Here is a 13,683-nt window from a genome sequence, read left to right as displayed (position 1 = left end):
AGAACCCGACAGCGGTCGGCGACAAGTTCTGTCAGCCCGGAACGTCGTCACCGATCATCACCTCGTTCTCGCGCCTACCCGTTACCCCGAAGGGGATCATCGTTCGACTCTCGCGACCACGCTCTCGCCTGGAACGTGGCAGACCTCGTCGGCGAGCGTCTCTGCGGCGATGAGGTCGCGGTGCGCGGCCACCGCCGCCGCCACCTCCTCTCCGCCCTCGATCCGCACGCGGACCCGGTCGGCCACCTCGAACCCCGCCTCGCGCCTGGCCTGCTGGACGGCACGGATGAGGTCGCGCGCCACACCCTCCAGGAGCAGTTCGGGGGTCACGGCCACGTCCAGGACCAGCACGCCGTCCGGGATGGCGGCCGAGTGGTCCGCGTCGGCGGCGACGCTGTGCCCGGCGCACCCCAGAGGAAGACCGGGCGCACGACCGCGACGTGCAGGAGCACGTCGGGAAGGCGCGCCGGGGTGAGGGTGACCGTTGCCCGCATCCCACCAGGGTGACGATCTCCGCGGAAAAACGCATCGCGATTTCCAGCGATCTTCCGTAGCCTGGTCGCATGTCATGCCTTTGTTTCATGCGTCTGCGCAGCAGCCGGGCTCTGGCTCGCTAGCTTCGCAGGACGCGAGCCCAGGGCCCGTCGAGATCCCATTCGTCTCGAGGACCCGAGAGGGCTTTTGCTGTGGCGCAGAACTTCGCGCACGGAAATTATTCGCATACCCAGAAGAAGGCCAGGAACAGCGGTGGCGGTCGCACGCCCAGAGATCGGGCGCGGCGTGAGCTCTCGCAGAACTTCCTGGTCGATCAGCATGCCGTGGATCTGCTGGTCAAGGCAGCCAGGCCGAGCGGGCTCGTGCTCGAGCCAGGCGCAGGTGAGGGAGTGCTCACGTCGGCGCTGGCCAGGACGGGCGCCGAGGTCGTGGGTTACGAGATCGACCCGCTGCTGGTGGCCAAGCTCAGGGCCAGGACCAAGCTGAAGATCGTCAAGGGCGACTTCACCGTGGCGCGGCCGCCGAGCGAGCCGTTCGCGGTCGTGGGGAACATCCCGTACTCGGTCACTTCCAAGATCGTCGACTGGTGCCTGCGGGCGCCCGAGCTGACCTCCGCGACCCTGCTCACCCAGCTGGAGTACGCCCGCAAGCGCAGCGGCGACTTCGGCCGGTGGAGCCTGGTGACGGTGGAGAGCTGGCCGTGGTTCTCGTGGGAGCTGCTCGGCAGGATCGGCAGGGAGAGTTTCAGGCCCGTCCCTTCCGTCGACTCGGCGATCCTGCGGATCGAGCGGCGGCCCGAGCCGCTCGTCGACGACGGCCGCGCGTGGCAGGAGCTGGTGGAGCTGGGCTTCTCCGGCGTCGGCGGCTCCCTGTTCGCCTCGCTGAGCCGTCACTACGCCGACGTGGGCGCGGCCTTCGACCGGGCGGGCGTCGCCCGTGACACGGTCGTGGCGTTCGTCCATCCCGACCAGTGGGTCTCGCTCTTCGTCTCGCTGTACCGCTGAGACGGGCGGCGGCCGGTTCGCCGGCCCGGCCGCCGCCCCTCCCCTGAGCTGACGGGTTCGGGGAAGGCTGCGGTCAGCCGGTGACGTCCGCCGTGTCGGACTCGGACGTGACGGACAGCGGCCTGGCCGGTGGCGTGGGCGCGGTGGTGGAGATCCGGCGCGCCCACGGCAGGGCCAGGGCCAGCACGGGCAGCAGCAGGATGGAGGCTCTGGCCCAGTTGGGATGCCAGTCGTTCCAGATCTGCCAGCTCTGGGTCATCCAGAGGTAGCCGATCGCGGCCCACAGCGAGGTGCCGATGATGGCGGGCCAGGCGAAGCGGGTGGGCCTGGCGACCAGGAACGGCATGAACCACAGCAGGTACTGCGCGCCGAGGCGCGGGGTGACGACCATGAAGGCCAGCAGGATGGCGGTGGTCAGGTCGACGGGGTCGGCCCTGCGCCACATCCAGCAGACGGCGAGGACGGTGGCGTAGATCAGGTAGGTGCCGATCTTGGCGTAGGCGGAGTGGAGGGTCCACTCGCCGTCGACCAGGACCGCCGTCCAGCCCCACTCGCCGACGATCGGGCGGATGTCGCTCATGACCTCCATCACCCTGGGGATGTCGGCCAGCGAGGTGCCCGCGAAGATCGGCAGCGTGAGGAGGAAGAAGACCGGCGGGACGCCGGTGGCGGCCAGGCCGATGAGCCGCGCCCTGAAGTTCGGCAGCAGCAGGAGCATGCCGGGGATGAGCCAGATCGGCCAGCTCTTCGCGCACAGCGCCAGACCCATCAGCAGCCCCGCCCACAGGGCCCTGCGGTAGTCGGGAAGTTCGGCCGCCTGGAAGGTGAAGGCCTTCCTGACGTCGATGGCCGCGATCGCCTCGCGGACCGTCATCGTGACGCCGTGCCTGTCGGGGTCGCCGGGGCCGCGCGCCACCACGAAGGCGGCCACGCCGAAGGCCAGGGCGACCGGCTCGACCTGGCCGTGGACGGAGGCCACCAGCAGCGCGAGCGGGTTGAGCGCGTACTGCAGGGCGCGCAGCGACGCGCGCGGCCCTCCTGCCAGCTTCGCCACCAGCGGGATCAGCGCGATGTCGGCGACCACGGTGACCAGGCGGCCCGCGTACTCCCACGGGATGCCCAGCCACAGCAGGATCCCGTAGACGTAGGGGATGGTCGGCAGGAAGTGCCAGCCGCCGTTGCTGCCGAGCACGGGGTCCTGCCTGTTGAGGACCGCCTCGCCGGCCGGCTTGAAGCTGTTGACGAAGTCGACGGGCTGCCAGGTGTCGATCGCCGACGTGTACATGATCAGCACGCGCACCCCTACGCCGACCGCGATCGCGATCCAGAGAGGGGGACGCCAGTCACGCCACTGGGCGATGAGGGCGAACACGACACCTGAGACGAGGACGACCCCCGTGAGCACTGCGTAGTCCATGGCGGCTCCTAGCCTGCCGCACGATCGAAGGTACTGCCACCCGTAAGGCGGGTCGCAGCACCCCGGATCATCACTCTGTGTGTTCAATTAGGAGCATGGGGGGATCACGGGGCAACGGGGTGCTGGTCGGGCTTTACAGGGAGGCGCGCGGCAGGGTCGCCGATCCTGTCGCGGCCTGGTCACAACTCACAGCCAATCCGCAGGTACGGCAGGCCTATCAGCGAGGCAGAGGGAACGAGGTGGCGCCGGTCGGTGACGACGAGGTGGCCGAGATGGTGGCCGCCGCGCACGTGCACACCATCGCCGCGTACGGCCCGGACAGGGTCGCCGCGCACTCCACGTCCATGATCTCCAGGTTCGTGGGGCTGATCGGCGGCGCGGTGCTGGTCGACCAGCCGCTGGCCGCCACGCAGGTCTTCGGCCCCTGCTCCGAGGTGCCGGAACCGGCCGACTGGGAGCAGGCCGCCTACGCGATCATGTGGGGCGAGAACGACCGCGCGATCCGCTCCCCCGACGCGCACTGGCTGGTGGCCGGCCGCTACAAGGGGCAGAAGGTGGTCGCGATCGGCAGCCATCCGATGCGGCTGTCGGACGAGACGGTCGTGGTCCGCTCGGGCACCGACGCGGCGCTGGCCATGGCGATGGGGCACGTGCTGCTGAAGGAGTTCCACCTGGAGCGGCCCGCGTTCGCCGAGCACGCGAAGCAGCGCACCGACCTGCCGTTCCTCGTGCGGCTGCGCGAACGCGCCGACGGCTACGTCGCCCACCGCTTCCTCAACGCGGCCGACCTCGGCGACACCTCGCCCACGGCCGCGCTGAAGACCGTGCTGCTGGCCAGGGGCGGCAGGCCCGTGGTGCCGAACGGGTCGCTCGGTTTCCGCCGCGACCCGGCGCACTGGAACCTGACGCTGGAGACCGACCCCGCGCTCACCATGTACGGCAAGGGCGGCGGCAGCGTCGAGCTGCTGCTCCCCCGCTTCGACGAGGGGTCGGGCGTGCTGCGCAGGGGCGTGCCGGTGGTGCGGGTGGGCGACCACATGGTGACGACGGTCTACGACCTGCTGCTGGCCCAGTACGGCGTGGCCCGCGACGGCCTTCCCGGTTCGTGGCCCGCTGACTACGACGACGCGCGGGAGCCGTACACGCCTGGCTGGCAGGAGCCGATCACCGGCGTCAGCGCCTCGAGGGCGGTCAAGGTGGCGCGCGAGCTGGGCGAGACCGCGCTGCGCACGGGCGGTAGGTGCATGATCATGCCGGGGCGGCTCGGCACGGAGCACGCCGACACCGCGCACCGGGCGATGCTGGCGCTGCTGGTGCTGACGGGCTCGGCGGGGGTGCGCGGCGGCGGATGGGGCGGTCCGAGGGGCGAGGGCGAGCGGGTGGTGGACACGGGGATCTACTTCTACCTGCACGCCGACAGGTGGCGCTACGACTGCACGGACGTGGGGATGCTGTCCTGGCAGCTCGGCGAGGGCCTGTTCAACGACCGGGCGCCGTGGCCCGTGCTGGCCGAGGCGGTGCGCGAGGGCTGGCTGCACATGGCGCCCGAGTACGACCGCAACCCGCTCGACCTGGTGGCCGAGCCGGGACGGCGCGCCTGCGACGAGCCGGACGATCCGCGCAACTGGCCGAGGGTGCTGACGCTCGCGCACGGCGACCAGGTCGATCCCTGCTTCGTGCACCATCTGGTCAACGGGAAGCTGGACCTGCTGGTGGGCGCCTCCCAGTACGCCGACGTGCCGATGCCCGACGTGCGGATGCTGGCCGAGGCGTTCGGCAAGCTGGCCGTGGAGCACCTGGGCACCCGGAGGGAGCTGGTGCGCGGCCACATCGTGGAGCGCAACTATCCGGAGACGGCAGCGCTGCTGGCCGCGGTTCCCGGGCCGGCCGTGCGGCCGGAGGGCATGCCGTGGCTGACGCTGACGGGCCGCATGCACACGCTCGTCGACCACGACTGGATGCACGAGTACGGCGAGGCGCTGCCCACCTACCGCCCGCCGGGCACCGGGCAGCACGTCAAGCCGACGCTCATGGTCAGGCATCGCGGGCAGGAGGGCTGAGACCCGACCGCGACGCCTGGCCATGGGCGCGGGCCGTCAGCTCAGGCCGTCCAGGTAGGGCCGGTGCGAGCGGGAGAACTCGAAGCCGTTGAACCTGTCCCAGTTGATCGACCAGGTCATCAGCCCCCGCAGGTTCGGGTACACCCCTCGTGGCCGGTAGGTGCCGCACCCCGTGCCCTTGGCCAGGCAGGTGAACGCCTTCTGGACCTCGGCGACGGTGGTGAACCCGTTGCCCGCGTTGGGCGAGGCGGGCAGGCCGATGGCGACCTGGTCCTGGCGGAGGGCGGGGAACACGTTGCCGGCGTTGCCCATGATCGGGAATCCGGCGAGCAGCATGTCGGTCATCGCCACGTGGAAGTCATGGCCGCCCATCGTGTGGTACTGGCCGTCGAGGCCCATGATCGGCCCCGAGTTGTAGTCCTGCACGTGGAGCAGGGTCAGGTCGTTGCGCAGCGCGTGGATGACCGGCAGGTAGGAGGCGCTCCTGCTGTCGGCCGCGCCGTTCGGGCCTGGACCGTAGAACTGGTGACCGAGCTGCACGAAGAACGTCTCGGGCGCCATGGTGAGCGTGAACCGCGTGCCGTACCTGGCCTTGAGCGACCTCAGCGCGGAGATCAGGTTGACCACGACGGGCGTGGTCGGGTTGTTCAGGTTCGTGTCGCCCTGGTTGAGGTAGAGCGAGTGGCCCTCGAAGTCGACGTCGAGGCCGTCGAGGCCGTACCTGTCGATGATCGCAGCCACGGACTCGACGAACGTGTCGCGGGCGGCGGCGGTGGTGAGCTGCACCTGCCCGTTCTGCCCGCCGATGGAGATGAGCACCTTCTTGCCCGCCGCCTGCTTGGCCCTGATGGCGGCGACGAAGTCGGCCTCCGACTCGACGTTCGGGCACTCGGCGACCGGGCACCTGGTGAACCTGATGTCGCCGGAGGTGACCGAGGTGGGCTCGCCGAAGGCGAGATTGATGAAGTCCCACTCGCCCGGCACGTCGGCCATCCTGACGTAGCCGGACCCGTTGGCGAACGAGGCGTGCAGGTAGCCGACCATCAGCTTGCCGCTCTGTCCTCCCCCTCCGGTCGTGGTGGTCCCCGCGACCTCCTGCGTGTACGGCGAGCAGTTGCCTGAGGGGTCGCACGCGCGCACCTTGAACCGGTAGGTCGTGGCGGGGTTCAGGCCGGTGGCGGTGTGGGAGGTGGTGGTGACCTGCGCGGGGGCGGCGCCGTCCCTGGAGATCTCGTAGCGGGCGATCGTGCCTGAGTCGTCGGTGGAGGCCGACCAGGTGGCGGTGAGAGAGCCGCTCGTGGGGCTGCCGACGGCGAGGCCTCCGGGGACGGTCGGCGGGGTGGTGTCCTGGCCTCCGCCGCCACCTCCCGGGCCGTCGAGCACGACGTCGTCGGCGAGGTAGGGGCCCTGGCCGTACCAGCCGTTGACGTGGATGGTGACGGCCGTCGTGCTCGCGCCGGTCGTGAAGGAGGTGGTCAGCTGCCGCCAGGTGGCGCCTGGCGCGCCCCACGTGCTGGCGTTCACTCCGGTGCCGGTCGCGCCGAGGAAGACGTAGGCGCCCTGGACCCACGCGGACAGCTGGTAGGCGGTGTTCGGCTGGACGGTGACGGTCTGCCGGCAGCGGGCGAAGTCGTCGCCTGCGGGGCTGCCCTGCAGAGCCTTGGTGCCGCCGTGCACGGGGCTGGACACGGTCTGCGCCAGCGAGCACGTCCAGCCCGCAAGGCCCGACTCGAAGCCGGGGTTGGTCGCGATGTTGGCGGCGAGCGCGGGCGTGACGGGGAGCGCGGTCATGGCGAGCGCGAGGGCGGCCACGGCCGCCGGCTTCCTCAGGTTCATGCGTGAGGTTCCTCGATCGTGGTGCGTGGGGGGTGCGGCTCACCGTCCCGGGAGAGGAGGCGAGCTCTCCCGGGACGGGAGCCGGGCGGACGCTCGGGAGGGTCGAGCGCCGGGGGGTGCGCCTGGATCAGAACCCTGCGGTGGTCCTGGTGAACTCCCAGTCGGACTGGGCGATGCCGCTGCAGTGGGAGACGACGCCGCCGCCCGGGCACGGACGGTCGCGGTTGACCGCCCAGTAGGCCAGGCGGGTCAGGCCCTTGGACTTGGCCCAGTTGGTGATCTGGGTCCAGGTCGCGGGGGTGGTGAGCTCCTGCTGGTCGGACAGCCCGTTCATGCCGGAGATGCCCATGTGGGCGTACGCCTGGGCGTCGGTCCAGCCGAAGGCGCTCTTCAGCGCGTTCTTCAGGCCTTCGGAGGCGTTGACGGTGTCGTTGTAGATGTTGGAGCTGCCGAAGTCGAACGGCATGATCGTGTAGTTGTCGATCGGGACCGCGAGCTCCTTGGAGCGGTTGATCAGGCGGATGCCGTGGGAGTTCGGGCCTGTCGTGGTGGTGCCGAAGGTGACGACGATCTTGATGTTGGGGTTGTTCTGCTTGACGATCTTCAGGCCGTTCAGGATGCGGTCCTGGACGGTGTAATTCTCGAACTCGTCGGTGTTCTCGATGTCGAAGTCGACGACCGCGGGGCCGACGGCGTTGATGACCTGCTGGACGGCGCCGGCGAAGGCCTGCGGGGTGGAGCAGTTCGGGCCGAGCTTGTTGCCCTGCCAGCCGCCGAAGGAGACCTGGACGCTGCCGCCCTTCGACTTGATCGTGGAGATGGCCTGGGCGTCGGCGCCGCCGGTGAGCGGGCGGTTGCCGTCCCATGCGGCGTTGCAGCCGCCGCTGGACAGGATGAAGGCCATGGTGAAGGACTTGACGCCGGTGGCGTCCATGACGGTGCCGGGGTTGGGCGGGTTGCCCCAGCCCATGTAGAGGTACGGCGCGCCCGGCATGCGGCTGCCGGTCGGGCATCCGGTCGTGGAGCCGGTGACGGAGGCGCTGGAACCGGACTCGCCCGCCGAGTTGTAGGCCCTGACGGTGTAGGTGTGCGACTGGCAGGCGCCGAGGCCGGAGATCGTGGCCGAGGTGCCGGTCACCTGCGCGCGCTGGGTCGAACCCTCGTAGACCCGGTAGCCGGTGACCGTGCCGCTGGAGGCGCCCCACGACAGGGAGATCGAGGTGTTGGTGGCGCCGGTGACGCCGGGCGCGCCGGGCTGTCCTGGTGTGCCCGTCCCGCCCGAGGTGGAGGCGGTGACGGCGGTGCTCGCGGCCGACAGGTTGCCCGCCGCGTCACGGGCGCGCACGGTGTAGGTGTAGCTGGTGCCCGAGGCCAGGCCCGTGTCGGTGTGGGTGGTGCCGGTGACGGTCGTCACCAGCGTCGAACCGCGGTAGACGTTGTACCCGGTGACGCCGACGTTGTCGGTCGAGGCGTTCCACGCCAGCGAGATGCTGCTGGAGGTGCTCCCCGTGGTGCGCAGGTCGCCCGGCACCGAGGGCGCTGTGGTGTCGCCGCCCCCGCCGGAGACCGTCTTCCACAGGGCGGGCACGTTGGCGGGCTCCCAGCCGGGCTGCGAGGTGTGGGCCTGGATGCACTCGTAGTCGACGCCGTTGTAGGTGACGCGGGTGCCGATCGTGTACGGCGTCCAGGCCTGCCACGCGGGGTAGGCGGCGACGGTGACGCTCTGCGCGGCGGCGGGGTTGATCGTGGCCAGGCCTGCGCCCGCGAGAGCGAAGGCGGCCACCAAGGCGAGCATGATGCGTCTCATGGCATTCCCTGAAGGTGCGGCTTGACGGTCTTGGAGAAGTTCCAGTTGTTACTGGCGTCCCAGTTGATGGACCAGGTCATCGCGCCCCTGATGTCGGGGTAGGCGCGGGGTGGGACGAACGAGCCGCAGCTCGTCCGCTTGGCCAGGCAGTCGAGCGCCTGGTTGACCAGGCTCGGGGCGACGATGCCGCCACCGGCGGCGCCGGGGCCCGCGGGCAGGCCGAGGGCGACCTGGTCGGGGCGCAGGCCGTTCTCGAGCTGGATGCAGGCCAGCGCGACCATGAAGTTGACGGTGCCCTGCGAGTAGGCGGCGTTCTGGTCGCAGCCGAGCATGGAGCCGGAGTTGTAGAACTGCGTGTGGACGACGGTGAGGATGTCCTTGATCGACAGGGCCAGCTTGAAGTACTCGGCGCCCGTCGACTGCATGTCGATCGTCTGCGGGGCCATCGTGATGATCAGGCCGGAGCCCGCCTTCGACCGCAGCGACCTGAGGGCCTGGGCCATGTAGGTGGCGTTGAGCCCGTTCTCCAGGTCGATGTCGACGCCGTCGAAGCCGTAGTTCTGCATGAGGGCGTGGACGGAGTCGGCGAACTTCGTGGCCGCCGCGGCGCTGGCGACCTGGACGCGGCCCGCCTCGCCGCCGACCGACAGGATGACCTTCTTGCCGCGCTGGTGGAGGGCGGCGACGTCGGCCTTGAACTGGGCGTCGGTGTAGCCGCCCACCGCGGTGGCCAGGCCGGGGTCGACGCTGAAGACGACCTCACCCGCGGTCGAGGTGGCCTCGCCGAAGGCGATCGCGACCAGGTCGTACTCGGCGGGGACCGCGGAGAGCTTCAGCTCGACGGCCGGGTTGACGAAGTTGTGCCAGTAGCCGGTGAGGAAGTGCCTGGGCAGCGGGCCCGTCGTGCATCCGGCGGTGGTGGCGCTGACGTCGCGTCCCGCCGACTCGCCGACGGAGTTGTAGGCCTTGACGGTGTAGGTGTGCGTCTCGCAGGCGCCCAGGCCGGTGATGGTGGCGCTGGTGCCCGTCACGGTGGTCTTGAGCGTCGACCCCTCGTAGACCCGGTAGCCGGTGACCGTGCCGCTCGCCGTACCCCAGGACAGGGAGATGGCGGAGGTGGTGGAGGTGGCGCTCGCGACGCCCGGCTGCCCTGGGACGCCGGGCTGGGGTTCGCCGCCGCCGCAGGAGGCGCCGTTGATCGTGCAGCCGGTGATGCCGGGGAAGTTGCCTGGGCCGCCGTTGAAGCCGAAGCTCGTGCTGGCTCCGGCGGCGAGCGGGCCGGCCCAGCTCGGCGGGGTGAAGGTGTAGTGCTGGCCGCTGCGGGACATGGTCGCGTCCCATGCCGACGGTATGGAGTATCCGGCCGGTACGTCGAACTGCACGTTCCACGCGACGGGGGCGGCGGTGCCGTTGGTGATCGTCACCTTGCCCTCGAAGCCCGAGCCCCAGTCGGCGGCTTTGGTGAAGGTCGCGGTGAGGCCCGCGGCCTGCGCGGGCAGGGCGACCAAGGTGAGAGCGAGGGTGATCAGTGCTACCACTGATGCGCGTAATCTCACGCCGTTCCTTCTTTTCGGGGGGTGCGCTCCCTTTGCAGGGGCTGTCAGGGTGGGTCAGGCGAGGGGGCGCCGCCGCAGACCTCCCACGGCGGTGGGCTCGCGCGGCGCGCCGGGCTCCTCGACGGGCCGCGTCGAGGGGCGTGACTGTCTTCGCAGGTGGGGTGGCTTGGTCGAGGGTGCGATCGTCCTGGACGACTTCCTTCATGATTTCTTTTAGGAAAGTTTCCTAAGAGTTGTCGCGATCGTAGCCTTGACATCGACCCCTTACAAGACCCAAAAACCCACCCCTCCTGGCCTGCGAAGAAGCCGGGAGAGGTGGGCGTCCCTCAGGTTTCGGTTACGGCGTTTGGGTGATCTTCACATCGTCGACCCCGGCCTCCACCAGAGAGGCCGTGGAGGCGTCCGCCGCGTCGATGACGATCCTGACCGTCTGGCCCGCGTGCGCGCTCAGGTCGGCCGTCGCCACCGTCCACGAGCCGTTCCTGTTGGAGGCGGCCCCCGTCTGGTTGACGACCGTGGTCGTGGTGGAGCCGACGACCCGCACCCTGAAGTAGTCGGCGCTGGAGGAGTTCGAGCCGTGCGCCAGGTACCACGACAGCGACAGGTTGAGCGTGCCCGAGGCCGGCAGGGTGATCGGCGGCGACTGGATGGTGGTGACGCCGCCGTCGACGTCGTAGGCACCCGCGGAGGAGCCCGCGAGCCGTCCCGTCACCAGGTCGTTGACGCCGCTGACCGTGGTGCCGAGCTGCTTGGCGCCCGAGGACGTGGTGGCGGCGGGGTCGCCGCGCTCCCACAGGCCGAGGGTGGCGGTGTCGGTGCCGCCGGGGTTGCTGGTCCAGCCGGTGGCGGTCTCGAAGGTGTCGGAGTAGACGGTGGTGCCGCCGCCGGTTCCGCAGTACTGGGTCTCCTTGCCGATGATCCGGTAGACGCAGTCGGAGTACTCGAGGAAACGCAGCACGGCCTCCCTGTTACGGGTGGTCTGCGGGACGATCTGCTCGTCGGGCGGGTAGAAGCCGGGGCTGGCCCCGGTCGGGTACATCTCGAACGTGAAGCTGAAGATCTTGTAGACGCCCCACAGCCAGTCGTCGATCGTTCCGTCGGTGATGTACAGGTCGCTGGCCTGCTCAGGGGTGTAGCTGTTGGTGGAGGCCATGTTCTGGCCGAGCGTGGCGTGCGCGTCCCTGTCGTCCTGGGTCAGGCCGGGCGCGGTGTCGTTGAAGGTGTAGCCGTAGGGCCACAGGATCAGCTCGCTGTAGGTGTGCCAGTCGATGTGCGCCTTGATCTGCTGGACGCCGCCGACGACCCGGCCGCGCACCCAGTCGGCGACGGCCTTGACCTCGGGAGCGGACTCGGCGGACGCGCCCCTGTAGGTCTCGCTGGAGGTGGACCCCGACGAGCCGCCGCAGCAGCCCCAGTTGTAGGCCCAGTTGCGGTTCATGTCGGTGCCGACCGCCGAGGAGCCCGCGTTGGGCTGCCGGTTCTTGCGCCAGGACCGGTAGGAGCCGGTGGCGATGTCGTACTCGCCGCCGTCCGGGTTGAGGTCCGGCATGATCCAGATCTCGCGGTTGTTGACCAGGTTGGTGATGCGCGCGTCGGTGCCGTACCCCTCGGTCAGCAGGTGCATGATGTACAGCGCCATCTCGACCGTGAGGTGCTCACGGGCGTGCTGGTGGGCGGTGAAGAGCACCTCGGGCTCGGCCTCGTCGGAGCCGACGTTGTCACTGATCTTGACGCCGATCAGCTGCCTTCCCTCGTAGGAGTTGCCGTAGACGAACTTGCTGGCGATCCCCGGGTGGGCGGCCACCAGCGCGTTCACGTCCGCGGTCATCTCCGCGTAGTTGTGGTAACCGGAGTCCGACGGAGGGAAGTCAAAGGCCCTCGCCTCGGACCGGGGTAACGGGGACGACAGCTCCGCGACGCGGTAGCCGAGCCGTTTGATCGCGGCGAGCTCGGCCGCGGTGGCGGTGACCACCACGGAGTCGGCGGCGATCTCCTCGATCGCCGCGCCCGTGGACGCCACGGCGCTGCGCTGCTTCGCGTCGGCCGGACCCTGCACCCTGTACTGCTTGTTGGGCGGCGGTTCCGCGCTCGCCCCTGCCCCTGTCACGCCGGTCAGGCAGATCAGGGCCAGAACGGACAGCAGGATGAGTAATCGGCTTCTCACCTTCAGCCTCCTCAGGCTTGACGTGCGTCTGCACTGAGAGTGAAGAAGGTCCCTCAACCGGAAAAGGCCCAAATTTCAGGACGTGCAGGAGAAGTGCAGCAGCGCCTCGCGCAAAGGCTTCCTCGTCAGGTCGGGCACCTCGGCGTCGGGGGCGGCGTAACCGATCGGGAACAGGATGTAGGGCCGCTCGTTGCCGGGCCGTGCGCAGATCTCGCTGAGGAAGGCCATCGGGTTGGGCGTGTGCGTGAGCGTCGACAGGCCCATGGTGTGCAACGCGGTGACGAACAGCCCGCACGCGATGCCCACACTCTCGTTGACGTAGTAGTGCTTGACCCGGCTGCCGTCGGGCCGCACGCCGTACTTCTCGGCGAAGCACACCACGATCCAGGGCACCACCTCGAGATACCCCTTGTCTGAGGTCGTCTCCAGCGGAGCCAGCGCCTCCCGCCACTCGGGGGTCAGCCGCCCGCCCTCGTAGTTCCGTCGCTCCTCGACCTCGGCGGCCTGCCTGATCCGCCTCTTGGTCGCCTGGTCGCCGATCAGCACGAACTTCCACGGCTGCTGGTGCGCGCCGGAGGGAGCGGTGTTGGCGGCCAGGACCGCCAGCTCGACGCACTCCCTCGGCACGGGTTCGCCGCTGAAGAAGCGCACGCTGCGCCGCCTGTCCACATGTTCGTAGAACGCGCGGCCCCTGCGGATCATCTCCGCCTCGTCATAACGGTCGGCCACATACGGGATGAACGGATACTTGTGCTCCATGGCTCCGCAGTGTCCGCACAGGTGACGATGATGACAACACCTGGGCCTCTATGCTGACAAACAGGCAGCCAAAGGGCGATAGAGGAGACGGATTGCCAGCACGTCGTCACGGACTCGACGAACTCGACCTGCTGATCCTGCGCCTGGTGCGCGAACGACCGCGCACCGGCCTGCTGGAGATCGCCCGCCTGGCCGGGGTCGCGCGCGGAACCGTGCAGGCGCGGCTGGACAGGATGGCCGCCGACGGCGTGATCACCGGGTTCGGCCCCACCCTGTCCCCCACCGCGCTCGGCTACCCCGTGCAGGCCTTCACCACGCTGGAGGTCGAACAGGCCTCCCGCGAACACATCTCCGCCGCCCTGCACGCCATCCCCGAACTGCTGGAGGCCTACATCGTCACGGGCCCAGGCGACGTGTGGTGTCGCATCGCCGGGCGCGACAACGAGCACGTCCAGCAGGTCATCGACGGCATGCTGGCCATCCCCGGCGTACGGCGCAGCACGACCGTCATCACGCTGTCGGAGGTCGTCGCGCACCGGGTCCACCCCCTGGCAGGCATCGCGCGATGACCCGACGGCGGCCTGC

The 13,683-nt window shown here is 69.8% G+C and carries 10 protein-coding genes; 3 read left to right on the top strand and 7 right to left on the bottom strand.

Annotated features, from left to right (window positions below):
• Positions 1-96: 96 nt before the first annotated feature.
• Positions 97-351, bottom strand: a complete 255-nt coding sequence (locus AC3EO4_RS38180; protein ID WP_431900287.1) for a DUF5915 domain-containing protein — start codon at positions 349-351, stop codon at positions 97-99.
• A 335-nt stretch (positions 352-686) separates the two neighbouring features.
• Here AC3EO4_RS38180 and erm point away from each other — a divergent pair, with 335 nt between their 5' ends.
• Complete coding sequence (erm, locus tag AC3EO4_RS38175; RefSeq protein WP_379575436.1) at positions 687-1,499, top strand: ErmE/ErmH/ErmO/ErmR family 23S rRNA (adenine(2058)-N(6))-methyltransferase; 813 nt, start codon at positions 687-689, stop codon at positions 1,497-1,499.
• 73 nt (positions 1,500-1,572) lie between these two features.
• Here the strand turns inward: erm and AC3EO4_RS38170 are convergent, their stop codons facing one another.
• On the bottom strand, positions 1,573-2,916 hold the full coding sequence (locus AC3EO4_RS38170; protein WP_379575435.1) for a hypothetical protein: 1,344 nt from the start codon (positions 2,914-2,916) through the stop codon (positions 1,573-1,575).
• Positions 2,917-3,011: 95 nt separating this feature from the next.
• Between AC3EO4_RS38170 and AC3EO4_RS38165 the strand changes: the two genes are divergently transcribed.
• Complete coding sequence (locus tag AC3EO4_RS38165; RefSeq protein ID WP_431900286.1) at positions 3,012-4,976, top strand: molybdopterin-dependent oxidoreductase; 1,965 nt, start codon at positions 3,012-3,014, stop codon at positions 4,974-4,976.
• 36 nt (positions 4,977-5,012) lie between these two features.
• On the opposite strand, the gene AC3EO4_RS38160 is transcribed toward AC3EO4_RS38165, so the two are convergent.
• From AC3EO4_RS38160 to AC3EO4_RS38140, 5 genes are all read right to left on the bottom strand, one after another.
• Positions 5,013-6,812, bottom strand: a complete 1,800-nt coding sequence (locus AC3EO4_RS38160) for a chitinase (protein ID WP_431900284.1) — start codon at positions 6,810-6,812, stop codon at positions 5,013-5,015.
• Between the two features lie 127 nt (positions 6,813-6,939).
• Entirely contained in the window at positions 6,940-8,619 is a 1,680-nt protein-coding gene (locus tag AC3EO4_RS38155) for a fibronectin type III domain-containing protein (protein ID WP_379575432.1), read from the bottom strand.
• Positions 8,616-10,175: a chitinase gene (locus AC3EO4_RS38150; protein WP_379575431.1), complete on the bottom strand. Its 1,560-nt coding sequence runs from the start codon at positions 10,173-10,175 to the stop codon at positions 8,616-8,618. Before AC3EO4_RS38150 ends, AC3EO4_RS38155 begins: the two co-directional genes overlap by 4 nt.
• A gap of 337 nt (positions 10,176-10,512) precedes the next feature.
• Entirely contained in the window at positions 10,513-12,339 is a 1,827-nt protein-coding gene (locus AC3EO4_RS38145) for a M14 family metallopeptidase (protein ID WP_431900282.1), read from the bottom strand.
• Between the two features lie 75 nt (positions 12,340-12,414).
• On the bottom strand, positions 12,415-13,098 hold the full coding sequence (locus AC3EO4_RS38140) for a nitroreductase family protein (RefSeq protein ID WP_379575429.1): 684 nt from the start codon (positions 13,096-13,098) through the stop codon (positions 12,415-12,417).
• A gap of 92 nt (positions 13,099-13,190) precedes the next feature.
• Between AC3EO4_RS38140 and AC3EO4_RS38135 the strand changes: the two genes are divergently transcribed.
• Positions 13,191-13,667, top strand: coding sequence for an Lrp/AsnC family transcriptional regulator (locus AC3EO4_RS38135; protein WP_379575428.1), 477 nt, complete (start codon positions 13,191-13,193; stop codon positions 13,665-13,667).
• The last annotated feature ends 16 nt before the right edge of the window (positions 13,668-13,683 follow it).

The sequence above is a fragment of the Nonomuraea sp. bgisy101 genome (genome assembly GCF_057708945.1).
Note: the sequence above shows the minus strand (reverse complement) of the source record. Positions and strands in the feature narration are given on the sequence as shown.